Annotated in this window: 23 protein-coding genes and 1 pseudogene; 1 reads left to right on the forward strand and 23 read right to left on the reverse strand. The window is 34.6% G+C overall.

Annotation, left to right across the window (positions count from 1 at the left end):
- Positions 1-3: 3 nt before the first annotated feature.
- The 13 genes from rplI to G7059_RS00795 form a co-directional block, all read right to left on the reverse strand.
- On the reverse strand, positions 4-450 hold the full coding sequence (gene rplI, locus G7059_RS00735; protein WP_166080169.1) for a 50S ribosomal protein L9: 447 nt from the start codon (positions 448-450) through the stop codon (positions 4-6).
- Complete coding sequence (locus G7059_RS00740; protein ID WP_166080170.1) at positions 447-2396, reverse strand: DHH family phosphoesterase; 1950 nt, start codon at positions 2394-2396, stop codon at positions 447-449. Before G7059_RS00740 ends, rplI begins: the two co-directional genes overlap by 4 nt.
- Positions 2397-2449: 53 nt before the next feature.
- On the reverse strand, positions 2450-3004 hold the full coding sequence (locus tag G7059_RS00745; protein WP_166080171.1) for a DUF2232 domain-containing protein: 555 nt from the start codon (positions 3002-3004) through the stop codon (positions 2450-2452).
- 56 nt (positions 3005-3060) lie between these two features.
- On the reverse strand, positions 3061-3294 hold the full coding sequence (gene rpsR / locus G7059_RS00750; protein ID WP_166080172.1) for a 30S ribosomal protein S18: 234 nt from the start codon (positions 3292-3294) through the stop codon (positions 3061-3063).
- A gap of 19 nt (positions 3295-3313) precedes the next feature.
- Entirely contained in the window at positions 3314-3763 is a 450-nt protein-coding gene (gene ssb, locus G7059_RS00755; RefSeq protein WP_166080173.1) for a single-stranded DNA-binding protein, read from the reverse strand.
- Between the two features lie 13 nt (positions 3764-3776).
- On the reverse strand, positions 3777-4070 hold the full coding sequence (rpsF, locus tag G7059_RS00760) for a 30S ribosomal protein S6 (RefSeq protein ID WP_166080174.1): 294 nt from the start codon (positions 4068-4070) through the stop codon (positions 3777-3779).
- 138 nt (positions 4071-4208) lie between these two features.
- The gene (locus tag G7059_RS00765) at positions 4209-4853 is read right to left on the reverse strand and encodes a 2-C-methyl-D-erythritol 4-phosphate cytidylyltransferase (RefSeq protein ID WP_240920507.1); all 645 of its coding nucleotides are present in this window, start codon (positions 4851-4853) and stop codon (positions 4209-4211) included.
- A gap of 90 nt (positions 4854-4943) precedes the next feature.
- Complete coding sequence (locus G7059_RS00770) at positions 4944-5834, reverse strand: ROK family protein (RefSeq protein WP_166080175.1); 891 nt, start codon at positions 5832-5834, stop codon at positions 4944-4946.
- A 17-nt stretch (positions 5835-5851) separates the two neighbouring features.
- Positions 5852-6154 carry a PTS sugar transporter subunit IIB gene (locus G7059_RS00775; RefSeq protein ID WP_166080176.1) on the reverse strand — a complete coding sequence of 101 codons (303 nt, stop codon included), beginning with the start codon at positions 6152-6154 and terminating at the stop codon, positions 5852-5854.
- A 98-nt stretch (positions 6155-6252) separates the two neighbouring features.
- Positions 6253-6693, reverse strand: a complete 441-nt coding sequence (locus G7059_RS00780) for a hypothetical protein (RefSeq protein ID WP_166080177.1) — start codon at positions 6691-6693, stop codon at positions 6253-6255.
- 240 nt (positions 6694-6933) lie between these two features.
- Entirely contained in the window at positions 6934-10230 is a 3297-nt protein-coding gene (locus G7059_RS00785; RefSeq protein WP_166080178.1) for a helicase-related protein, read from the reverse strand.
- Positions 10220-11491 carry an RNA polymerase sigma factor RpoD/SigA gene (locus G7059_RS00790; RefSeq protein WP_166080179.1) on the reverse strand — a complete coding sequence of 424 codons (1272 nt, stop codon included), beginning with the start codon at positions 11489-11491 and terminating at the stop codon, positions 10220-10222. Before G7059_RS00790 ends, G7059_RS00785 begins: the two co-directional genes overlap by 11 nt.
- Positions 11492-11509: 18 nt before the next feature.
- Positions 11510-12211: a CBS domain-containing protein gene (locus tag G7059_RS00795; protein WP_166080180.1), complete on the reverse strand. Its 702-nt coding sequence runs from the start codon at positions 12209-12211 to the stop codon at positions 11510-11512.
- Between the two features lie 749 nt (positions 12212-12960).
- On the opposite strand from G7059_RS00795, the pseudogene G7059_RS00805 reads away from it, so the two are divergent.
- Positions 12961-13652, forward strand: a pseudogene (locus tag G7059_RS00805) (ISL3 family transposase).
- Between the two features lie 116 nt (positions 13653-13768).
- Here G7059_RS00805 and lysS read toward each other — a convergent pair.
- From lysS to G7059_RS00855, 10 genes are all read right to left on the reverse strand, one after another.
- A complete protein-coding gene (lysS, locus tag G7059_RS00810; protein ID WP_166080183.1) occupies positions 13769-15253 on the reverse strand; it encodes a lysine--tRNA ligase in 1485 nt (494 codons plus the stop codon).
- A gap of 4 nt (positions 15254-15257) precedes the next feature.
- Positions 15258-16244 (reverse strand): tRNA dihydrouridine synthase DusB, encoded by a 987-nt coding sequence (gene dusB, locus G7059_RS00815; RefSeq protein ID WP_166080184.1) that lies wholly within the window; start codon positions 16242-16244, stop codon positions 15258-15260.
- Positions 16225-17100 (reverse strand): Hsp33 family molecular chaperone HslO, encoded by an 876-nt coding sequence (gene hslO / locus G7059_RS00820; protein WP_166080185.1) that lies wholly within the window; start codon positions 17098-17100, stop codon positions 16225-16227. Before hslO ends, dusB begins: the two co-directional genes overlap by 20 nt.
- Positions 17101-17143: 43 nt before the next feature.
- A complete protein-coding gene (ftsH, locus tag G7059_RS00825; RefSeq protein WP_166082038.1) occupies positions 17144-18967 on the reverse strand; it encodes an ATP-dependent zinc metalloprotease FtsH in 1824 nt (607 codons plus the stop codon).
- A gap of 56 nt (positions 18968-19023) precedes the next feature.
- A complete protein-coding gene (gene hpt, locus G7059_RS00830) occupies positions 19024-19563 on the reverse strand; it encodes a hypoxanthine phosphoribosyltransferase (protein ID WP_166080186.1) in 540 nt (179 codons plus the stop codon).
- 22 nt (positions 19564-19585) lie between these two features.
- Positions 19586-20764: a tRNA lysidine(34) synthetase TilS gene (gene tilS, locus G7059_RS00835; protein ID WP_166080187.1), complete on the reverse strand. Its 1179-nt coding sequence runs from the start codon at positions 20762-20764 to the stop codon at positions 19586-19588.
- Between the two features lie 14 nt (positions 20765-20778).
- The gene (locus tag G7059_RS00840; protein WP_166080189.1) at positions 20779-21336 is read right to left on the reverse strand and encodes a hypothetical protein; all 558 of its coding nucleotides are present in this window, start codon (positions 21334-21336) and stop codon (positions 20779-20781) included.
- A gap of 127 nt (positions 21337-21463) precedes the next feature.
- Complete coding sequence (locus G7059_RS00845; RefSeq protein ID WP_166080190.1) at positions 21464-22462, reverse strand: rod shape-determining protein; 999 nt, start codon at positions 22460-22462, stop codon at positions 21464-21466.
- A gap of 19 nt (positions 22463-22481) precedes the next feature.
- A complete protein-coding gene (locus G7059_RS10580; RefSeq protein WP_166080191.1) occupies positions 22482-22682 on the reverse strand; it encodes a DUF1146 family protein in 201 nt (66 codons plus the stop codon).
- Between the two features lie 170 nt (positions 22683-22852).
- Entirely contained in the window at positions 22853-24244 is a 1392-nt protein-coding gene (locus G7059_RS00855; protein ID WP_166080192.1) for an aspartate ammonia-lyase, read from the reverse strand.
- Between the last annotated feature and the right edge of the window lie 22 nt (positions 24245-24266).

Here is a 24266-nt window from a genome sequence, read left to right on the forward strand (position 1 = left end):
CTCCTATTCAGCATGGACTCTAACTTCAATAATACCTGTGACAGTATCATAAAGTGTTACTGTAATTTTCGTGGTTCCTAAATGTGCTAAAGGTCCACTTGGTTTAAACTTACGTTTATCAACAGCAATACCGTGTTCTTTCTTTAATGTCTCTTCAATTTGTTTGGTTGAGATTGTTCCAAAAGGACGACCATCTTTCCCAACCTTAACAGTATATTCAAGAACAATCTTTTCTAAATCCTTTGCAAGTTCTTGCGCTTCTTGAACTTTCTTATCATGTTCTTTGGCACGTTCTTCTTTTTGATCGGATAAAACATCACGACTGGTTCCACTTGCGATAACCGCTAATTTATTTGGGAGTAAAAAGTTACGAGCGTAACCATCTGCTACATTGACAATATCGTCTTTTTTACCTAGTTTTTTTACATCTTTTAATAATATTACTTTCATACTTCTGTTTCCTTTCTTACATCATCGACTACTTTAACTAATCGTTCTACAATCTCTTGAATGGATTGATCATGGATAACTGTAGCTGCACCCGTAAAGTGACCACCACCTCCAAGTCGTTCCATAACGATTTGCACATTGAGTTCTCCCTTTGAACGGGAAGATATAGCTACTGTATCATCATTAATATAAGCAACAACAAATGAAGCTTCTACTTCTCGAACTGATAATATTTCATCTGCTGCTTGTGAAAGCATTGTACGAGATAGTGGTTCATGTTTATATGCAGCAATAACATAGTAATTGTCATAAAGTTTACTTGTTGCCAATATTTTATTTTTAATCTCGAAATCAACATAGTCATCTCGAAGCATGTTTTCAACTTCTGAAATATCTGCTCCAAACTTTCTTAGTTCAGCAGCCGCTTCAAACGTTCTACTTCCACTTCTATGTCGGAATCGATTAGTATCAATAAGCATACCTGTATACATAAAGGTTGCGACATCTTTACTAATGAGAACTTTATTCCTATGGTAAGGATACAGTTCAACAATTAACTCACTTGCTGATGATGCCGATGATTCAATATACGTTAGTATCGGTTTAAACTTAAAGTCACCCGTTCTACGGTGATGGTCTATCACTGCAATTCTCTTGGCAACCCCAACAAGTTCAACAGATTGAGTTTGTTCAAGACTGTGATGGTCAACCATAATGAGAAGGCTTTTATCACTTATGAGTTTAAATGCATCTTCTTTTGAAATGAAGTTATGGTGTTCTTCAAAGACTTCGCGTTTATCAAAGAAAGCATCCAGAAGATTAATCTCCGTATCTTTCTCATCCATAACAATGTATGTTTTCTTACCATATGCCTCTGCAATAGCACCTACACCAAGAGCACTACCAAAGCAGTCAAAGTCCATCATTTTATGTCCTAAGATAATTACATCCTTGGATTTACTAATAATGTCTCCCAAGTTCTCTGCCATAACCCGAACTCGAACCTTCGATCTTTTCTCAACGGCTTCACTAGCACCACCGAAATAAGACATTCCTGATTCTTTATGGTTTATAGCAACTTGGTCTCCTCCACGTGCCTGAGCAAGTTCAAGAGCTGAGTTTGACATATCCTCTAGTTCCTTTAAGTTCTCACTTTTACGTGCAAACGCAAGGGATAAGGTAATACTTGCATGAATATTAGCGGACGCTTTTCGGATATCATTAAGTATTGAAAAGCGATCCTCAGAGATAGTTTCAAAAATTTGTTCATTTAATACTAATAAATAACGGTCTTGTCGTATACGACGGACATACATATTATGAGTATCAGCCCAACGTACAACTTCTTGACGAATGTTTGCATCAATTAATGCAATTGTTTGTTCTTCCTCGTATTGTGTAATTTCTTCATAGTTATCAAGGTGAGCTAAACCAAGAACAATAGCATTGTTTCGGTTAACACGTTCTAGTTCTGTAAGAACCGTAACATCTTTAAGAAAGATAAGTTGATCACTTTCAGCCATTGTTGCCTCATAATTATGATTTTTCATAATTAATCGAACTTTTTCTTCTTTTCCAGAGACTAATGGAATTAGATCAGGAAACACCTCATCAATACGACTTCCAATTACAGCTTCATCAAAGTTTTCGCTAATCCAAGTAATGATATTAGCTTGATCAAGAGTTATTACGGAAATCTTTCCATACTCAAAAGCCGATTGTGCTTCTTCTCCTAAAAGCTCAGCAACTTCAACTACACGTTCTCTTCCACTTTTTACAGCGTTAAATAGAACCACAAAAATTAACACGACATCTATTAATAAAGCAATATATTGTACGATACTTAAATAATCAGTGATGAACACTTGAAAAATAACAATTACTACTAATTGAATTAAGACAAGAATATAGAGTTTACTACGTAAATTTTCCAATCGTTTGGACATACTGTTCCCCCTTGTCGGTACTTCTAAATACTACCACAAAAAGACCTTTGTGACTATTGTAGAAGATTAGGATATCGTTGTTTTAATAGATTTGTAACGAGGTATGCAGAAATTCTAATGAGCCATACTTCTAATGCTGGCAATATCATAATATTAAGCCATACAAATAAGTTAGCTACAAGTTCATTGGATTCTACCGGAATAATGTTGGCGACAAGGTCAATGGACGCTTGAATATCAACTCCAAAGAATTGACCAAAGTAATATATCATTACAAAATAGAACGGAAGACTTAGTAAGTAAGTGAAAAAATAAGATTGCCATTTTTTCATGTTCTTTTTGTAAGTATAGACCGTAGCTAATCCCATTCCACCATAACCTATCATGAGTAGAATTGTTGGAAGATAGGCAGTTAGAATGAATGTCATAACAATACAAGCAACATAGACAATAACACTGTTCTTAAGATCATAATATGAGCCATACACAACTAGAGGTATGCCCAAAAACGTCATAAAGAAACCTGTCGTTATTCTATCAAGCATCATAATCATCATTGTTAAGGCGATTGTCATCGCACCAACTGTTAAGCTTTTTGTTTGCTTCATTCTACCCCTCCTAAAATTATGAAAAATCCTCTCACATGGAGAGGATTGATTGTTTCTTAGTTATCTGAAACGTATGGTAATAAAGCCATTTGGCGAGCACGTTTGATTGCAGTTGCCAATGGACGTTGATACTTAGCTTTTGTACCAGTAACACGTCTAGGAATAATTTTACCATTTGCTGAGATAAATCTTTTTAATAGTTCCACATCTTTGTAATCGATTGTTTGGATGTTATTTTTTGTAAAATAGCAAACTTTACGACGTGGACCACGGAATTTTCTAAATGACATAGTCTAGCTCCTCTCTAAATTAGAACGGAAGATCATCACTTGTAATGTCAAGAACCGGCTCATCATCCATTGAAAATGATGGTTCTGGATCAGGTTGGTATCCTGTGTTTCCAGATGATTGATACGGTTGTGTTTGTTGTTCACGCTCTTGACGTTGTGTTCTTGATTCAAGTGAGTTTACAGATTCTGCAACCACTTCTTGAACATAAACACGTTTACCAGTAGCATCTTCATACGATCTCGATTGAATTGAACCCTCGACACTAACGAGCGCACCTTTTGTAAGGTAGTTCGCAATAAAATCAGCAGTTTGATTCCACGCTACACAGTTAATGAAATCAGCTTGATCTTCTTTTGAAAATCTTCTGTTAACTGCAACGGCAAATGAAAGTACCGATTTTCCTGTTTGTGTTTTACGAAGTTCTGGGTCTCGAGTCAAACGACCCACTAATACAACGCGGTTAATCATAGTTAATCACTCCTTAGATTTTTTCGTCTAAACGAACAATCATATGACGTAATACATCTTTGTTAATACGTGTCAAACGATTGAATTCGTTAACAGCTTCGTCATTAGATGTAAATGTAGTAACTACATAGTAACCTTTTTTAAAGTCTTCGATTTCGTATGCTAGTTCACGTAATCCCCATTCATCAACTTTATCGATTGTTGCTCCGTTATCTGTTAAGATAGCATGTGCTTTTTCGACAACAGCTGTACGAGCTTCCTCGTCTAGTGAAGGTTTTACGATGTACATTAGTTCATATTTACGCATTTGTACACCTCCTTTTGGTCTATGGCTCTTTCGAGCAAGGATAATATTCTTTATCCGTTAGACTATTATAGCAAAAGAAACCTACTATGTAAACATATTCCATCACTATAATATATGCACATAATTGGTTTCTTCCTATTAATTATTAATATCTTTTAAAATAAATCGTGTATTGCGAATGTCTCCTTCTTCAATCGCAATTTTACTATCAGAAACCGCAGCTACAACTGCTGAATCATCAAGAAGTGAAAGTCCTTGTTGAATTGCTTTTTGATAGCAATTTATAATAAAGGATGTTTGGAATGCTTGTGGTGTTTGTGAAAGCATTGTTTCTTCAGAAGGGTATGTTTCTACTACATATCCATTCTCAACGCGATGTACTGCAGTCGCTGTAGGAACCGCTAAGATACACGCTTCTTCTTCCTTCATTCGACGCACCAATTTATCGATAAGATCATGAGTTAACCAAGGACGCGTTCCATCATGAATTAATACGATATCCTCAGACACTGCTGTAAGTCCAATAAGAACACTTTCTTGTCGGGTCTTACCGCCTTTTACAAATAATATTTTTCCACTGCCAGAAGTTTTTACAAATGTTTGCATATCAGCAGGGCTGGTTACCACTACAATCTGTTTACATTTTTCGTCCTCTAAAAAAATTGAAACAGTTTGATCTAGCACACGCTTTGAACCATTAAACAAAGCATGAACTTTTTCATAGCTTTCGCCTTCTCCCGCTTTTTTACCAGCAGCTACAACTAATACTGAATACTCCATCATGTTTTCTCCTTTCTAGTATTCTAGCACAACATACCTTGGGATTAAAGTTAATAATGTGAAGAAAACGCGATAATATCGCGTTTTTGGTTATTATTGAATTGCATTCTCTTTAAAATGAAGCAAAGCACCAATTAGGTTTGCATCATTTCTGTATTTACAGACCGTTACACGTGGTTTTGTCATCTCGAAAGGTAGTTTCGTTTCCAATACATCGATTCGATCATTTAGAGTGTCAATAAAAACTTGTCGAGCACTGATACCGCCACCAATAGCCATAACTTCTGGGTCATTAATATATTGAATATTATAGAGTTGGACAACAATAGTATCACAGAATTCGATAAGAGCTGCATACGCATCCTCATCACCTTCTTCAACAAGATCAAAGACTGCCTTACCATCTAAAGTAGAACTTGGTACATTCTTTCGTTTCGCAACTTTACGTACTAAAGACATAGTATTGGAGGACAGTGCGAAATGTCCTAATTTCCCTTGCTCATTCAAACCTAGTATAAAACTAAATTCTCCAGCCGCAAAGTTATGTCCACGATGAAGCTTACCATCTTTTACAATTCCTCCACCAACTCCTGAACCAAACACCAAGACAGCACCATCTTGAACACCTTGGAGTGCCCCTTTGTCCAATTCTGCAAGAACAGCACATTTTGCATCGTTCTCAAACGATACTGGTAAGTCAGTGAACTGTCGGAATAACTTAACAAGATCTGTTTCCATTGAATGTAGTAGCGATCCAGTGGTAAAAGCATATCCATTATATGGATCAATACGACCTGGCATTGATACTGCGATACCATCAATTTGATCTTTATATTCTTCATAGATATTTTTTAGCGATGCAACGAAGTTTTCTTGTGTATCAAGCGGTGTTGGTACACTGTCCTTTTCAAGAATATCTAACTCCTCGTTCATCAACGCATATTTAATGAATGTTCCACCAATATCAAATACAAGATATTGCATAGTCCCCTCCTAGAAGCTTAGTCACCCAATGTTTCTTTTACAGTTTTGATAATCGCAACAGAGTCCATCATTCCATACGTTCTCATATCCATAACCAAAACAGGTTTCTCTGGAAATAAGTCTTGAACTTTTTGATGTTGGAATCGAACTTGAGGTCCAATCAAGATAATATCTGCATCTACCCCTACTTTATAAGCATGGCTTACAGGGTGAGCTGATACATCAATTTCGTAATCCTGTTCTTTTGCGGTATCTTCCATTCGTTTCATTAGAATACTAGTAGACATGCCACCAGCACAAACCAATATTATTTTTCTCATAGTAAAGCCCTTTCATTTGTTATGTTAATCATACCATTAAATATTATGCAATTCACAAAGAAAAAGTTGATAATTTATATAAATTACCAACTTACGATTTATTTGCTCTTAATTTTATCAATGATAGTATTCAATTGACCGCTTTTATATAATGCGAATCCTATATGAGCAACAATTAATAGGTATGCAAAGATTGTTCTGCTTCCCATTCCTAATGCTGCTTGCTTTACACTACGTGTCATCGAGAATGTAATGAATGCAAGAACTGCAGGAATCACTATGTCAATCACCTTACTATTTTGTCTTACAAGCTCGTGATCTCTAACTTGTGGAACAACTTGAACCGCGAATGCAGCCAATAATACTACTATGTAGATAAAGTAGACGCTTGAGAAAACTAAATCAAACCCTATAATTGATTCTGAAAGCCCCAAAAAACTAACTTTATAAATCGGTAACAACAATGCCACTAACGAAGCACCAATATACATTAGCATTTCTTTATCTGACCCTTTGAAGTCAAATATTTCTTTTTCCATATTATTTTCTCCTTAATTCGCACTAACTATACCCTATTATTTATTTTAAGCAAATCTTCACAGATAAATTTTGTAATGGATCAGCATTAGTTAGTCTTTGATTCTTGCCATTTTCATAAATTTACTTGGCCTTTTCCCGTGGGAAACTTTTTGTATGGAAGCGCTTCTATTCACCTTTGTGAATACTGTTCGTATTTAATAAAACTTATTTTAGATGTTAGCATTTTTTCACTTAAACCATTATTCAATTTCTGGCTTATCGGCACTTGAATTCTCTACCACTTCATTTGGAATTATCCCCATAAAATAGTTTTCAATTTTATCCCAGAACCATTTTGTATAATTGATTATTTGTTCTTTACTAGTCTCCCCTTCTTTTTCTTTTTTGAATAAATAAGTAAGCATTTGAACACTAATATAGTGTTTTCTTTGTACGCTATTTAAAATTTCATTTTGATAAAAACTTCCTTCCTTGACTGCTTTTTCGAGTGGATAAACTGAGTTCATTCTCAAGTATATTTGAGGATTATTACCACCTTTTAATTGGTATGTTAATAATTTTCTTGCCTCACCTATCCCAAGAGCAGTTATTCTAGCATCAATGTCGATTGAAGACTTCCGGAAATAGTATGAGGTAATTCCCATCTCATTTACTGTATAGTTATCTTTCGGATTAATCACTTCTTTAACATTATCAAGTATAAAATTTGTAAAAATATCACCATCGTGATGTATTTTATAACTTTGTACATTAGATGTGTGGTTCTGTCTTTCTGAAATGAATTTAATGTTTTTCAATTTGCTAAACTCAAAAGAAGCATTTATTAGTGTTTGAGCGAATGATCTCGCTTCAAAAGCATCAGATATTTTCAGTGTTTTTACAAAATGATATCCAAGATCTTTTACCGAAAAGTAACCATCGCTTATTTTATAGTTATTGATAAAGTCTTCAAATGATCTTAGAATTTTTCTATATTTTGATATAGTATCTTCGGCAGATGTGCTGTCATTAATTTGTACTGTGATACCTGAACTATATATAAATGTGTTAAACAAACCTGAATGCTTAAGTTTATCTATTTCTTCACTACTGAACAATGAAAATTTAAAGCTGGGGAATGTCATTCGTTTGTAATGTTTTTCCCATATTCCACTTAAATTAACTTGATAAATTGATTTATACTTACCTCCATTAATCTCCTCAATTTTGGTAAAATAACGCGACAAATCAGAAGTAATTATTTTTTTTTCAATGCTCTTATCGACAAAAATTAAATCATTTCCAAATAGACTTCGAGGACGCGCAACAAATGGAGAATATCCTAATTTGCTGGGTGAGGAAAAGTCTTTTTCAATCATGAGCAATACTGTCTTTACTTTATTATCCAAAGTTTCCTCATCTCTCTTATTTTGAACAAAGATATATTTGAAATCTTCAGGGCTTATTATTAAATTACGACTATTTCCTTTTTCCTTATATACCGAAAGAACTTTATTCATTACTTCCAAGATTTGCATCTTCTTTATTGCTGACATTCCATGTAATTGCTTAACTTCATTAAAATCTCTAGGCAAGAAATCTATTGCTCCAACTCCATATTCCACTTTGCTTTTATCTCGTGCAGCCCTACCTATTTCTTGGATATAATCTACTACATTCCCAGTAGGTGCATAATGATAAACGCTATTAATATCGGGGATATCAATGCCCATTCCAAAAGCTTTTGTTGCTAAAACAAATCTAATTTCTCCTGTTTTAAATTGTTTTAATACCTCGTCTTTTTCTTCCTTGCTCAAATTTCCATAATATTTCCCAACTTTTTCTTTTAACTCTATATTGTTATGTAACAAGAAATTGTGAAAATCTGTAAGTAATTTGACTGTAGGAAAATAGACTAATGTTTTTTCGTTGTTTTCATACGCTTTTAAAACATGCTTTAGTGCTAAAGCATTTTTTGTTTTTCTATAATCACTTCCTTGTATCTTGAATTCTTTTTCACTGCTTTTTACATTCATTATTATGTCATCTCTTCTCACTTTACCAAAGTAAGAGATTGGACTGATCATGTTTAAGCTGTTTCTGGTGTCAAGATACATATCTTCACGGCCACCATATATTGCGGTAGCAGTAAATGTTACAATAGGGAATTTATGTTCTTTTCTTAGTTTTGCAAGATATATCCCTAAGTACCAGTAGTCAGCTCTAAAAGATTTTCCCCAAGTGGTTACAATATGTGCCTCATCAATTATTACTACCCCTATTCTTCGATCACCTACCAACATTTTAATGTCACTTCGAGCTTGTAGAGTTTCAGGTGATAAATAAAGCACATTAATTTCTTCTGTCTGCACTTTTTCTAATATTTTTTCTCTTTCGAAAGGTAAAGTGTTCCCATGTATTGTTCCACTTGAAGACACTCCTTTACTTCTCATACTACCTACTTGATCATCCATTAAACCAATTAGCGGAGAAATTACAAGAGTCAAGGGTTTATTTTCTATATATTTATTTGCTAAATACAAAGCGGGTATTTGAAACATTATTGATTTTCCCGACCCCGTAGACGATGTTATATAAATGTCCTGAAAACTTTCTCCACTTATTGCATTTTCTGCTTGTTCAACTATATCATCTATTATCTGCGCTTGTGAGATATTTACGGTTTCCTTAGATTTATTTTCAATATTTCTATAGAACTCCAAGTTTCTAAAACTCGAATATCCATATACCTCTTTCAATATTTTTATATACTCGGTTTCCCTTTTAATAATTTGTCTTTTCAATGTTAATGAAGTGAAAAACACTACCAGATTTTTGTATTCCTTTAAGATATTAATTCTTTCAATATAATTGTTTGGCAGCTCTTCTATATTTCCTGAAACCACAAATAATATTTCTTTATGTTTACTACTCTTAAGAAGGTTCTCTGTAAAATCTAAAAAAGGTAATTCGTCATCTGATAGTTCAATTCTATATACATCTTCAGGAAAATCCTCAGTAAATTCTATCGATTGACTAAGTCCTTTAAATAATTTGTATTCCGGAATGCTATTGTCTATTTCTGGATAAGTTAAATAATAATTATTACCTTGTTTAGAGTAATCAATTTGTCCATAAAAATACGAAACATTTTCAAGAAGTTTTAGCTCTTCATTTTCTAGTTCCTTATCTTCTTGAAAATAAAGATAATGATATATGCTTTCTATGTTACTAAGTTTATAGTCATATGGATATTGCTTATAGTAGATGTTATTTTTTAGAATGACTATCGGCATTTTATTAATGTTTTTACTTTCATTAAATAATTGATATTCTTCAATTGTCATCCATTTATAATTTTCCTCAAATTCTCTGTTGTTAATTATATCTTCCTGAGCTTGCTCTCTTAATGTACTTAAATCCACTATGTCATAATGGTCAATAGTAAATCCAAAGTATTTTTTTTCTTCAGGAAGCTCCGATGTATCTAACCCTATTAAAACAATAATTGACCTTCCTTCTTTCAATATTATTTCATTAATCTTACTAGTTATCATAATAAAACGGCTTTAACCTTTCTTTAATTTTATTCTTCTTCAGTTTTCCAAGTGCTTTAGATTCGATTTGTCTAATCCTTTCACGAGTAACTCCCATTTGATTACCAATTTCTTCTAGCGTATGAACTTTACATTCATCAATACCGTATCTCAACCTAATTACTGTCTTTTCACGTTCTGTTAGCAAGGAATTCATCGAATTTTCTAATTCTTCTTTTAACTCAAGATGATCATTAAACTCTTGAGGTGTTTGTACTTTATTGTCTTTAATGAAATCTATGAGATAAGTGTCTTGACCCTCTCCTATTGGAAGATCAAAACTAACCAAGTTTGAAATTTGAATATATTGTTTTAGATCTTTTATTTCTTCTAAAGAAAAACTTAATATCTTTGATAATTCTTCATCTGAAGGAACACGACTATTTTCGCTCCAAAAATAACCTATCGCTTTGTTGTATTTCTGTATTTTTTCTCTCATATGGACGGGAATTCGAATTAACGTACTATAATTAGCTATTCCCCTAAGAATGCTTTGACGAATCCACCACACAGAATACGTAGAGAACTGATTACCCAAACTAATATCGAATCTTTCAGCTGCTTTGGTAAGTCCGTTAACACCTTCTTGGTACATATCTTCAACACTGAAAGAAGGTGTCGCATAATGTTTATATTTCATAGCAACTTTCCAAACTAGTCCTTCATTTGCCACTACTATTTTTTCTAATGACCTCTTTTTCATATCTATATCTGTGGCATAACTGAAATCCTCTAAATACTCTATATTATTTTCTTTTCTTATAACTTCTTTTAATGACGCTACTCCTGCTTTGAATTCCTCACTGTCAATTAAGGAATCCAGATCTGTTTCTTCATCAAAATCTAAATCTAGGTCATCATAATTTGGCTCTAAATCCAAATCATTGATAATTGATACACCAACTTTTTGCAATTCACGAGTTAGTTGATTTTGTAGCAAATAATTTATTTTTTTGTTGTTATACCAATTCAATAACTCAGACAACTTAATTTCTTCATTAGTAATTAAGATGAATATTTCATTTATGATTATTCGAATATAATCTTTCGAATATATTAAATCAATATCTAAAGATTCGAGTTCTTCATAAATCTCTGAAACCTCATCTTCTTTAATGTTGTTGATATCAATAAGTAATTGTATCTCTTCATACTTAACTGATGATCCATATCTGAATCTTTCATTAATCATTTTTTTTGTTTTGCTTAAGTCTCCATCCATATTGACCACCTCAAAACTCTATAAACTACTAGAGCCCAAAATATCCCAAGGTGTGATTATTCCAGTTATTTTCTCTGTCCTTTTTCCCGAAGGAGTAACAAATATCATCCCTAGCCTTACACCTTTACTCAAGTTACATTCAAATTTCTTTAGAATATCTTCGACATAATCATTAGGGCTAACAAAATCAAAAGTAACGGTTTCTCTATTGTCTAAACTCAAATACTGTTCCAGATCTATAAATTTTGTATGTTCAAAGGTAATGATTTCTTCATCGGCAATATAATTGAAAACAGCATTCTCGTCAAAAACTCCCTTGACAACGTTTTCTTCTAAAATTGGAATGTGCGTGTAATTGTCTCTTTTCATTCTTATCATAGCTTGGTCGACTCTATCACCCATTGCCTTGAAATATATACTATTTAAATTTATTGAAACATCCTTAGCTTGTAGTCTATTAGAAATGTCTTTTATTAACTTTTTTAAAAAAAATATCATATCATCAGATGGAACTACAGAGAATTCATTGTTAATTTTTGTATTATGTTGCAATAAGTTTCTTACTCTTTGACAATATTTTATCTCATTGCTGTTTCTTTTGTACTTTGAGTTATTTGCAAGGTAATGTGAAATTGAATCTCCATCGTTAATTTTGTAAATTTCTCTAACTGTATTTTCCAATTCTTTATATAGTTCAATAAAATGTTCTGAATTGTTCATTATGCTCTCCTTTTGAATACTACCGTTGATATATAATTCATATAATAAACTATTTATTGATATCCACTATACTTATTACATCATACTATTAAAGCGTTTACAAGAGAAAGCAACACTATAGTTTATCCATTATGCTCTAGTATTCCGATGTATTTCACATTTTGAATCTAGAAAAAGAAAACAACTATTTGGGTTCTACAATTTCGGGTGTTGGTGAGATTTATTCTTGCTAACACCTTTTTGTATCAAATTGAATATATATATAAAAAGACATAGTGATTTCCGATATACTTGAGTTACGACACACAAGGAAGAAAGGAAAATTACTATGGCCATTTCTTATTCTATACGATTATTGTTAAATATTAAAGATAAGAGAGTAAGGTTCTCAAAAAATTATATTTTTAAGAAAACTATCAAAGGAACTCAATGTCTTATATTCAAAGGTACACTATCACCTCAGACTCCTGATTTATATCCTAAGTGTGGATGCATTAATCACCAATTCGACATCATCAAGCATGGTTTTTTAATTGATTCGAATCAAGTTGTCACGTGTATCGAATCAACGAACTTTTCTAGAATTGAAGAAGCAACTCTATCTATGCAAACACTGTGATCATACTTTTACTATTTCTACAAGTATCGTCAAAGATAATCATTCCATTTCAAACAACACATTCCACTCGTGTATTCTCTCCTATAAAAACAAAATATCAACGGATGCTCATACCCATTAAGTCATTGATATCCTTCAAGAAAGACGCCTAAGCTACTTAAAAAGTTACTTTTGGACCTATCCTGATGAAGTAAGAGCCAAAGTAGAGACAATATGTATTGATATCTACGTTCCCTATATCGAGTGTATACAGGCTTGCTTTCCCAATGCAAAGATTATCACAGATAGATTCCATGTTATTCAACATTTATCACGAAATTATCCGGAACACGGATTCAAACCATGAAGAAGTATCCTAAACATTACCGTAAACTTAAACGATACTGGAAACTATTACTCATGAACGAAAGAAAGCTAGATTTTAAGAATCACAAACACTACACATGCTTTCCTTATCTCATGACACAAAGCCAAGTGGTTGATAAATTATTGAGAATAGATTCAGAATTAGAAACGAGCTATCATATTTATCAATCTTTTATAAATGCTTATAATGACGGTCGAGCTGAAGATATGTTTAACCTCGTACATTCCAATCCCAAAGGATTGTCGCTTCAAATGAAGAAAGCGCTACATACTCTAACTAAACATAAAACATCGATTAGAAACTCAATGAAGTATCAAACAACGAACGGTCTACTTGAAGGAACCAATAACTTAATCAAAGGTATAAAACGAGTCGCTTTTGGCTATCGAGATTTCAATAATTTTAGAAGTAGAATCTTACTAACCACGAATACTATGGTAAGATTAGTACAATAAAAAAAACACACATTGAGAAATGTGTGGCATGGTTCAATAACTTAAGATATTGGATCACCAAAACCAGAAACTAAAGAGGCAACAAAAAGAGGCTTGCAGCCTCTAAGTTTATATATTTATCTATGACGCATATGTGGGAAAAGAATTACATCACGAATGCTTGCGCTATCTGTTAGTAGCATTATTAATCGGTCTAATCCGATACCAATACCACCTGTAGGAGGCATACCATATTCTAATGCTTCTACGAAGTCTACATCCATCTCGTTTGCTTCATCATTACCCAAATCTTTTTCTTTTAATTGGTTTTCGAAACGTTCACGTTGATCGATTGGATCATTTAACTCACTAAAGGCATTTCCATACTCACTACCTTTGATAAAGATTTCAAATCGATCGGTAAAACGTGGATCTTCTGGATTCTTTTTCGCTAGTGGTGAAATTTCTAATGGGTGACCATAAACTAAAGTAGGTTGGATCAATGTTTCTTCACAGAACTCTTCAAAGAATGAGTTCACAACGTGACCAAATGATTGTTGGTGTTTTTCCATATGAAGACCATGTTCTTTAGCCAATGCTAATGCTTCTTCATCTGAAGTTACAGTAAAGAAATCTACACCTTTTACTTCTTTAATAAGCTCAACCATATGAATACGTTTGAATGGAGCTTTTAATGATAGTTCAGTTCCTTGATAAGTGATTTCTGTTGTTCCTAATACTTCTTTTGCTAGATATTCAAAGAATTGTTCACTTAAATCCATAATGTCATACATATCTGCATAAGCAATATATGCTTCAATTGTTGTGAATTCAGGATTATGTTTTGGACTCATTCCTTCATTACGGAATAAACGACCGATTTCATAAACGCCTTCCATACCACCAACAATTAATCTCTTCAATGGAAGTTCAGTTGCAATACGCAAGTAGAATTCCATATCTAAAGTATTATGATGTGTTACAAATGGACGAGCTGCTGCTCCTGATAGAATTGAAGTAAGTACAGGAGTTTCTACTTCTACTAATCCACGATCATCAAAGAAGTTACGTACTGCTTTCATAATCTTTGGACGCATAAAAGCTGTTTTACGTGATTGTTCGTTCATAATTAAATCAACGTAACGACGACGGTAACGTTCTTCAATATCTTGTAATCCATGATATTTATCTGGAAGTGGACGTAATGCTTTGGTTAAGTGGACAAGGTTTGTAGCTTTAACTGAAAGTTCTCCGTGGTTTGTACGGAATACAATTCCTTCTACACCAATAATATCTCCTAAGTCTAAGTCTTGGAAATATTCAAATTGTTCATCTCCAACTGTATCTTTACGAATATAAACTTGGATTTGGCCATCACGATCTTGAACGTGAACAAATCCTGCTTTACCCATAACACGTTTTGTCATAACACGACCTGCAATTGATGTAGGTGCATTAATCTCAGCAAGTTCTTCTTTTGTTTTCTCATCGTATTCTGCAACAATGTCTGAAGAATGTGCTGAAGGTTTAAAACCACTTGCAAAAGGTTCAATTCCCTTTTCGCGTAGGGCTTCCATTTTCTCGCGACGGACGAGTTCTTGTTCTGTTAATTCATGCGGCATAATATCACACGTTCCTCTCTTCTAGATATTCTTCTACTATTCTATCAAATTCTGCAACGGAATTCATCCTAATAAAGCGTGATTTAAGTGCTTTACTATCTGGTAAGCCCGCTATAAACCATGTTGAGAAGCCTCTCATTTTCTTAACTGCATGAGATTCTTCTGTAATTTCTATCATTTTAATAAAACGACTGCGAAGCCATTTGAAACGATCTTCGTTTGTCATTGTCATTGCATACTCTTTTTCAAAAAAATCTGCCTTAACTTCTTCAATGAGCCAAGGGTTATTTAGAATAGCCCTACCAATCATAACACCATCGACACCCGTTGTCTCCATCATATGTCGAGCACTTGCGATATCTGTTATGTCTCCGTTACCTAAAACAGGGATTGATACAGCATTCTTCACATCACGAATGACATCATAATAGATATCACCTTTGTATTTCTGTGAGCGAGTACGACCATGAATCGCAATCATCTTCGCTCCGGATTTTTCCATGAGTTTAGCAAATTCTACTGCATTGATTGACGTTGAATCCCAACCAACACGCATCTTGACCGTTACCGGCTTATCAACGGCTTCCACAATTGCTTTCACAAGCTCATAGGCATGTTCCGGCTCTTTTAGGAGGGAACTGCCACCATTAGTGCTTACTACCTTGGCAACAGGACAACCCATATTGATATCAATAATATCGCAATCTGTTTCCTTATCAAGAAATTTCGCTGCCGGGATCATAGTTTCTAAATCTCTGCCAAATAATTGGAGTGAAATTGGATGTTCGTGTTCTAATGTTTTGCACATTTCTAAAGTACGTTCATTCTTATAAAGTATACCCTTATCACTAATCATTTCTGAAACCATGAGTCCAGGTTTAAAATCAATTAGCATTGAACGAAATGAGATATCACTAACTCCTGCCATTGGTGCGATAATGACATTGTTGTCTAAAATGACATTTCCTACTTTAATTTGTTTTCCGAGCATTGATAATCTCTCCAAGCTCTTCACCGCTAAATGCATATTGTTTTCCACAGTATTGACAAATAATGGTTGCTCCATTGTCTTCATCAATGAGTTGTTGGAGTTCGTCATCATTTAATGTATTCAATACATCACGCATTTGATCACGATTGCATCCACAGTGATATTTCAAATCAACACTATCCAAAATCACAGCATCATCAAATAATGTTGTTGCAACTTCCAATGCTTCATGATCAATCATAATTGTTGATACCGGTGCAAGTCTTGCGAATAAGTCTTCTATTGCAACGATATCTTCTTCTGTAGCATTTGGCATAACTTGTACCAGGATTGCTCCTGCTGATTTGATGGTAATATCTTCGTTAACGAGTACTCCAACAGAGAGTGCTGAAGGAATTTGTTCACTTTGTGCATAATAGTAAGCAAAGTCATCTCCAATTTCACCTGTTTGTAATTCAATTTGGGAACTAAATGTAGTTGCTCCATTGAGTTTATAAGATACACTTAAGAATCCTTCACCGATAATTCCACCAACATCCAATTTTCCAGTAGCTTCATTCACTTGGTGTACATGTGGATGAGAAATTATTGATCGAATTGATCCATTACGATCTGCATCGACAAGCATATGTTTTAACTCATTATCTCCACGAATCTCAACAACGAGCTTCTCATCATCACCCTTAAGGTTAAGTGCCATAATTGCGGATACACTCATGAGTCTACCTAATGCCGCAGATGCAGCTGGGTAGGTGTCATGAAGTACACGTGCTTTTTCTACTAAATCGGTTGTCTTCGCTACAAAAAAGCGAATATTTCCATTTCTTGCAATACCTCTAATAATTTTATCTGCCATCTTTTTCTCCTTAGACAAGAAAACCCCTTAACAGGGGTTCTCATTAATTTTCACTGGGAATATCTACTACAATATCTCCTGAGTCATTAAGATCACGACCCGCGCTAATATTTTCAATTTGTTCAGCGGTAATGGTCTCGTACTCAAGAAGCGCTTCAACAATTCTATCCATTAATGGACGGTTTGCTTCAACAATTGTCTTAGCATCTGCTTTTGCTTCATCAATAATACGACGAACTTCTTTATCAATTTCAAATGCAATTTCACTTGAATAGCTTGAGCGTGATGAGTAGTCTCTTCCTAAGAAGACGTTATCACCATGACCATCATCATATTGGATTGGTCCCAAATCACTCATACCATAAGTGGTAACCATTGCACGAGCAATACGTGTTGCTTTTTGAATGTCACTGTATGCACCTGTAGAAATTTCATTAAAGTAAACTTCTTCGGCTACACGACCACCAAGTAATCCTGTAATACGTGCTACAAGTTCCGTTCTACTTTGTGTAAATGTCTCTTCTTCTGGCATCATGAGGTTGTAACCACCTGCTTCACCACGAGGAATAATTGTAACTTTTTGAACCTTATCAGCTGCTGCTAACTTGATACCAATAATAGCGTGTCCTGTTTCGTGAACAGCGACCATGTAACGTTCTTTTTCTGAATACTTACGTGATTTCTTAGCAGGACCCATCATAACACGGTCAATTGCTTCATCTAATATTGCGGTTGTAATTTTTGGTTCATTCTCACGAACAGTAAGGATAGCTGCTTCGTTAAGAACGTTTTCTAAGTCAGCACCAGAGAATCCTGGTGTACGACGTGCAATTCCTTTTAAATCAACATCTGCTGCGAGTTGTTTATTACGAGCATGAACGCCTAAGATTGCTGTACGTCCTGAAATATCAGGTAATCCTACAGTAATTGTTCGGTCAAAACGACCTGGACGTAGAAGTGCAGGGTCAAGTACATCAGAGCGGTTTGTAGCTGCTAAGATAAGAACACCTGAGTTTTCTTCAATACCATCCATTTCAACAAGTAATTGGTTAAGTGTTTGTTCACGTTCATCATGTCCACCACCAAGACCAGCACCACGTTGACGACCAACAGCATCAATCTCATCAATAAAGATAACGCTTGGAGCATTTTTCTTAGCTTCTTTAAACATGTCACGTACACGACTTGCACCGACACCAACAAACATCTCAACGAAATCTGAACCAGAAATCGCAAAGAATGGAACGTCTGCTTCACCTGCTGCTGCTTTCGCAAGAAGAGTCTTACCTGTTCCTGGAGGCCCTACAAGGAGCATACCTTTAGGAATACGAGCACCCATTGCTTCATATTTCTTAGGGTTTTTTAAGTAGTCGATTAATTCTTTCATTTCTTCTTTTTCTTCATCAGCACCCGCTACATCACTAAAGCGAACTTTAACGTTGCTTTGAATTTTAGCACGAGATTTACTGAATTCGAAGGCTTTGTTGTTTCCGCCTCCACCAAGTTTTGAGAAGACAAAAATCATTGCCACCCCAAGAATGATGTAAGGAACTGTATACATAAGAATTTCAATGAATGGATTTGTTTGAGTTACATCAACATACTCTAACTTTGGATCTTCTTGAGATAACTTACCTAATAGTTCATTAGTTGTTGTCTCTGATTTAGGATAGCGTGTTGATACTTGGAACTCACGTCCGTTTTCCTTATATTTACCTGTAACATCAATAACATATTGACGTGGAGAAACTACGATGTTTGTAACATCTTGTTTTTCTAACACTTCTTCAAATTGGCTTACGGACACTGTTGAAGTTGTTGAGAACATTGCAAAACGAATTAACACAATGACCACAAGCAACGACATAATTGTCAGTAACAGATTATTCTTGTTATTTTTCTTCAATGTATGTGCACTCCTTTTTATTGATAAATTTCATCTTTTAAGATTCCAATATAAGGTAATTGACGGTACTTCTCGTTGAAATCTAATCCAAATCCGATTACGAACTCATTTGGAATTTCGAAACCTACAAAATCAGCTTTAACGTTTGCTTCACGACGTGAAGGTTTATCTAATAAAGATACAACTTTAACTTCTGCTGCTCCTTTATTATTTAGTAAGTTAATGATTGCTTCAATTGTATGTCCTGTATCAACGATATCCTCAACTAACAAAATATTTACATCTTTAATTGAACGATCGAGATCTTTTAATATCTTAATGTCGCGGGTTGAATTTGTTCCTTCATAGCTGGATACGTCCATAAAATCATATTCAATATCCAAGTCAATGTATTTAATTAAGCGAGCTAAAAATGGTACAGATCCTTTTAGTAATGCAACCAACACAAGTGGCTTCTCACTATCACTATAATGTTTTGTTATTATACTACCCAGTTCAGCACATTTTTCTTCAATTGCTGCTTCCTCAATTAAAATACTTTTTACATCTTTATGCATCGTAAAAATCCTCCTGCGATAATCATAATTCTATCACAAAATTATTCATATTGTTAGCGTAATGATGAATATCACTGCCTAATCCCACAACAAACACAATTTGTTTCAAGGAATTTTCAATGACGAGACAATTTTTACGTTCTATGAGCGGTATTTTGCGATCAATGAAATGTCGGCTCAAGAGTTTTGTTCCGTATCTCATTTTTATTTTATCATTTTTTCGGGCATTTCTCACAACAATTGGAAAGTCTTTTTCCTCTAAGACAAGCCCTTGAATTTTTAGACCTTTGTTGCTAAAACGATATCCATGATAATCACCCAGTTCAAAACTAGTATGCGTATCATAGACATTTTGTAACTTTCCTAAAAATACATAACCATACTGGGCATTCACAATCCACTCATCAAATTCATAAACACCTTTATTCTTCTGAAATGCCTTGAGCATTTCTTCTAAATGGCGCTCGCTCGTTTCGTGAATAGGAACCCCTTGCTTTCTAAGCCAGTACCGAAGTAAATCTGTTGACTCTACCGTATCTATCGGAACTTTTGTTCCCCAATCTTCTACAGTTTTTCCAAGGTCTGTTACATACTTCTCATGTTCTGCCTTTTCTTTATACATTTCAGTAATCAAATCTTTATATTCCTTATTACTTAACATAGACAATGTGTGTCTAATTTTATTCCGTGTGTAATCGAGTTCCAGATTACTTTCATCAATACCAAATTGAATCTTATTGTTTTCACAATATTCAACAATCTCTTTTTTACTTAAGGAAAGAAGCGGACGCCACACTTCGGTATTCTCAATGTGTTGTCTTTCATTTAGACCAATACTATCGCTTTTCATATTTCTCTCTTTTTGAAAGATATATGTTTCCACATCATCATCCAAGTGATGAGCGACCGCTACTCCTATTGCATTACTTTCTTTTACTATGTCTCTAAAAAATTGATAACGAAAAACTCGGGCAGCTGTTTGAAAGTTATCCCTAACTTCTGCGTCAAAATGTTTTACTCTTAATGGAATATTATGTTTCTCTGCATATGCTTTTACAATGTTCATATCACGATCACTTGTATTACGTTTATGATAGTTTACATGCGCAGCAATGCATTGGATTCCTTTATTATGCAATACATCCAGTAGCATCATTGAATCAGGACCACCTGAAACAGCTACAACCCAAGTTTCTGTCATTTATATCACCGAATCTATTTTAACATAATACCGCCAAACATATTCTCTCGGATGATAGAAATAATTTCTTGAAACATTTCTGACTCTACAGCAAGATGTGTTTTAACATCAATAATCCGTGAAGAACTAACGTACTTACAATCATTGAGGAACACGACTGATGGTTTATCTAAGCCTGGCAACTTTCCAACAGTATATAAATGTTGTTTCCCATTTTTCTTCATATTTCGAGCAGATGCCACAGCATGTGGATTTGACGAAAGTGGTGCCACTAATACTTTCTGTATCTCAAGTGATATTACAATACCTAAGTGGGAATATCCACTCTCTTGAATATATGCCTGTCCAAAATCGAAAAGACATATGTCCCCGCTTTTTATTGTTTCATCGGGAATTACACATCTTGTAATCCCCATTCTAGTCAGTCGGTTACGTCCACTAATGCATTCACGCTTTAGGTGATCGTCACTTAAACTTTCTAAGTACATCTTGTAATTCTCAATGTAATCTTCAATCAAATCTTTTCTTGGTAATCTTCTATAGCTGTCTAGCCATTCTTCATTAAGTTCCATGTTTTGGATACCTCCTTATTAATAAATAAGTAAGTATTTTTATTATTCCTAAAAATTTCTTTAATTTTTTTATTATTTTTATAAATCACATAAAAAAGACAATCCTAACGGACTGTCTTTGAAATTTTTATCGAACTAAATCAAGATTTTCTAGCATCATTCCTGTACCTTCTGCGACACAAGTTAATGCATTTCCTGCTACATAGACTGGAATACCTAAAGCATTTGAAATCAATGTATCAAGTCCTCTAAGTAGGGCACCACCACCTGTTAACACAATTCCACGAGTTACAATATCTGCTGATAACTCAGGAGGTGTTTGTTCAAGCACTGTACGGCAAGCACGAACAATGTCTTGTAAACTCTCTTTCATTGCAAGTTCAGTTTCTTCAGCATTTAGTACGATAGTATTTGGTAATCCTGTTACCAAGTCTCGTCCACTAACCGCAAATGTTGAACTCTCTAATTCGCTAATTACATCTTTACCTGCAACACCGATGTGAGTTTTTATCTCTTCAGCAGTACGATCTCCTATAAGAAGTTTGTATGTATCTTTTACATATTTGATAATATCTGAATCTAAACGGTCACCAGCAACTTTAAGGCTTGTGCTTGTAACAATTTCACCTAACGATAGAATTGCGACATCTGTAGTTCCACCACCTATATCCAATACCATTGAACCTTGTGGTTTAGAAATGTCTAAGTTTGCTCCGATTGCAGCAACTTTTGGTTCTTCTTCAATGTAAACACGTTTTGCTCCTGCACGGTATGCAGCATCGCTAATTGCTTTACGTTCAACCGATGTAATGTTTGATGGACAGCAGATTAATATTGTTGGTCGTGAGAACACACCTTTCAAATTCAATTTGCGAACAAAATATTGAAGCATCATTTCTGTAACTTCAAAATCTGCAATGACACCGTCTTTTAATGGACGAATTGCTAAGACACGACCTGGTGTTCTACCAAGCATCTCTTTAGCTGATTGCCCAACTGCTAAGCATTTTTTTGTTTCTGCATCAATAGAAACTACTGATGGTTCATCTAAAACAACACCTTCACCTTTTACATAAATTAAAATATTTGCGGTACCTAAGTCGATACCTACTGCTTTTGAAAACATAAGAAATCCTCCGATAATTTTATACTAAATAATTGACCGATAACCCAAGAAGAAATTGCGCCACAAGATAGGCTAGTGCAAGTGAAAGTAAAAGATAGAGCACTTGCATTTTAGTTTGACTTTGAGGTCTCATTACTTTGGAAAAATCAAAGCCACTTAAAGCATAAGAAGCTAATAGAAAGCAAAGTAAATAGACACTAATTCTTAGAATATCATACATTTTATTCACCGCTAATACTATATCAAATATTTAGTGAAAATTCCATTACTTCAATTTACTTCTCATGAGATTCACACACTTATACTTTTTTTGTCAAAAGAGATGAACTTTGGCCACTCTTCACACTAAAAAAGAAGCCCAATATTATGGACCTCTTAGATTAGTAATAATTATGGTCTGTTCTTAGGAGCAATCATTGTCTCAGGTCTAAGCAGTTCTTGTAACTTCTCTTCATCAATGAGTTTTTTCTCAAGAACAATCTCGCGAATGGAACGATTAGTATCAAGTGCCTCTTGCGTGATATCCGATACTTTTTGATATCCCAACTCTTTAACTAGAGCTGTTGCCATTGCTAATGAATGGTCTACCAGATGTTCAATTCGTGACTTATTCACAATGAGTCCATCAATCGCGTGAATTCTTAAGGTATCGCATGCATTGGTAAGTATCATTAATGATTCAAATAGATTCTTAAAGAGGACAGGTTCAAAGACATTAAGCTCCATTTGGCCTGCCTCTACTGCCATTGTCACTGTTAGATCATTACCGATAACTTGGAAAGCAATCTGATTCACAACTTCAGGAATCACAGGATTAACTTTCCCAGGCATAATCGATGATCCGGGTTGTTTACCTGGAAGAATGATTTCACTGATACCCACTTTAGGGCCAGATGCCATTAGACGTAAGTCATTACACATTTTGGATAGACTTGAAGCCAATGACTTAAGACTGCTATGAACATAGGCAAAACCATCAATATGTTTTGTACCATCGATTAAGTCTTCGGCACTTTCAAATTTAAGACCAGTAATATCGCAAAGATTCTTCACAGCGGCTTCTCGATAACCCGTTAATGAGTTGATACCTGTACCAACCGCCGTAGCACCAAGGTTAATTATCAACATTTCTTCTAGGGCATGTTCAATACGCTTAACTTCACGACGGAGCATTGTTTCATAACTGTGGAAAACTTGTCCCATCGAAATAAGCACAGCATCTTGTAAGTGTGTTCGCCCAACTTTTATTATCGATTGATATTCATCACCTTTTGATGCAAAAGAGTCAGAGAGCTGATTAATCGCGCGGATGAGTTCTTGTCCCAACAAGTATGTCGTTAACTTACCTGCTGTAGGAATAATGTCGTTAGTGGACTGTGATCGATTAACATGATCGTTAGGATGGACTACATCGTATACACCAAGGTCTTTTCCTAGTATTTGTGCCGATCTGTTTGCGATAATCTCATTAATATTCATGTTTAACGATGTGCCGGCTCCACCTTGAATGACATCAGTAACGAAGTATTCATAATAAGAGCCCGCAATAATTTCATCGCATGACTGACAAATCGCATCGCACACTTCTTGTGAAAGATCTCCTACTTCAAAGTTTGCAAGCGCACAAGCTTTCTTTATCTTTGCAAGGGATGTAAAGAATTCAGGATTTGCATACTGTCCAGTTATTTGGAAGTTTGTTATTGCCCTTGCCGTTTGAACTCCGTAAAGTACGTCGTCTGCAATATCCACAACACCTAAAGAATCTTTCTCGATTCTAACCATATTAAAAGTTCCTCTTTTCTCT

It is taken from the genome of Erysipelothrix sp. HDW6A (assembly GCF_011400295.1).
In the GTDB taxonomy this organism is placed as follows: Bacteria; Bacillota_I; Bacilli_A; order Erysipelotrichales; family Erysipelotrichaceae; genus Erysipelothrix.

Excerpts from the sequence above, each read along its gene's own strand:
- G7059_RS00845 (WP_166080190.1), bottom strand. The coding sequence starts at position 22,462 with ATGTTTTCAAAAGCAGTAGGTATCGACTTAGGTACCGCAAATATTTTA.
- G7059_RS00745 (WP_166080171.1), bottom strand. The coding sequence starts at position 3,004 with ATGAAGCAAACAAAAAGCTTAACAGTTGGTGCGATGACAATCGCCTTA.
- G7059_RS00855 (WP_166080192.1), bottom strand. The coding sequence starts at position 24,244 with ATGGTTAGAATCGAGAAAGATTCTTTAGGTGTTGTGGATATTGCAGAC.
- rpsR (WP_166080172.1), bottom strand. The coding sequence starts at position 3,294 with ATGTCATTTAGAAAATTCCGTGGTCCACGTCGTAAAGTTTGCTATTTT.
- ssb (WP_166080173.1), bottom strand. The coding sequence starts at position 3,763 with ATGATTAACCGCGTTGTATTAGTGGGTCGTTTGACTCGAGACCCAGAA.
- G7059_RS00785 (WP_166080178.1), bottom strand. The coding sequence starts at position 10,230 with ATGATAACTAGTAAGATTAATGAAATAATATTGAAAGAAGGAAGGTCA.
- hslO (WP_166080185.1), bottom strand. The coding sequence starts at position 17,100 with ATGGCAGATAAAATTATTAGAGGTATTGCAAGAAATGGAAATATTCGC.
- tilS (WP_166080187.1), bottom strand. The coding sequence starts at position 20,764 with ATGACAGAAACTTGGGTTGTAGCTGTTTCAGGTGGTCCTGATTCAATG.
- G7059_RS00795 (WP_166080180.1), bottom strand. The coding sequence starts at position 12,211 with ATGAACAATTCAGAACATTTTATTGAACTATATAAAGAATTGGAAAAT.
- G7059_RS00740 (WP_166080170.1), bottom strand. The coding sequence starts at position 2,396 with ATGTCCAAACGATTGGAAAATTTACGTAGTAAACTCTATATTCTTGTC.
- lysS (WP_166080183.1), bottom strand. The coding sequence starts at position 15,253 with ATGCCGCATGAATTAACAGAACAAGAACTCGTCCGTCGCGAGAAAATG.
- dusB (WP_166080184.1), bottom strand. The coding sequence starts at position 16,244 with ATGCTCGGAAAACAAATTAAAGTAGGAAATGTCATTTTAGACAACAAT.
- rpsF (WP_166080174.1), bottom strand. The coding sequence starts at position 4,070 with ATGCGTAAATATGAACTAATGTACATCGTAAAACCTTCACTAGACGAG.
- G7059_RS00780 (WP_166080177.1), bottom strand. The coding sequence starts at position 6,693 with ATGGAAAAAGAAATATTTGACTTCAAAGGGTCAGATAAAGAAATGCTA.
- G7059_RS00790 (WP_166080179.1), bottom strand. The coding sequence starts at position 11,491 with ATGGATGGAGACTTAAGCAAAACAAAAAAAATGATTAATGAAAGATTC.
- G7059_RS00770 (WP_166080175.1), bottom strand. The coding sequence starts at position 5,834 with ATGCAATATCTTGTATTTGATATTGGTGGAACATTCATTAAATATGCG.
- G7059_RS00840 (WP_166080189.1), bottom strand. The coding sequence starts at position 21,336 with ATGGAACTTAATGAAGAATGGCTAGACAGCTATAGAAGATTACCAAGA.
- G7059_RS00765 (WP_240920507.1), bottom strand. The coding sequence starts at position 4,853 with ATGATGGAGTATTCAGTATTAGTTGTAGCTGCTGGTAAAAAAGCGGGA.
- G7059_RS10580 (WP_166080191.1), bottom strand. The coding sequence starts at position 22,682 with ATGTATGATATTCTAAGAATTAGTGTCTATTTACTTTGCTTTCTATTA.
- G7059_RS00775 (WP_166080176.1), bottom strand. The coding sequence starts at position 6,154 with ATGAGAAAAATAATATTGGTTTGTGCTGGTGGCATGTCTACTAGTATT.
- hpt (WP_166080186.1), bottom strand. The coding sequence starts at position 19,563 with ATGCATAAAGATGTAAAAAGTATTTTAATTGAGGAAGCAGCAATTGAA.
- ftsH (WP_166082038.1), bottom strand. The coding sequence starts at position 18,967 with ATGTCGTTGCTTGTGGTCATTGTGTTAATTCGTTTTGCAATGTTCTCA.
- rplI (WP_166080169.1), bottom strand. The coding sequence starts at position 450 with ATGAAAGTAATATTATTAAAAGATGTAAAAAAACTAGGTAAAAAAGAC.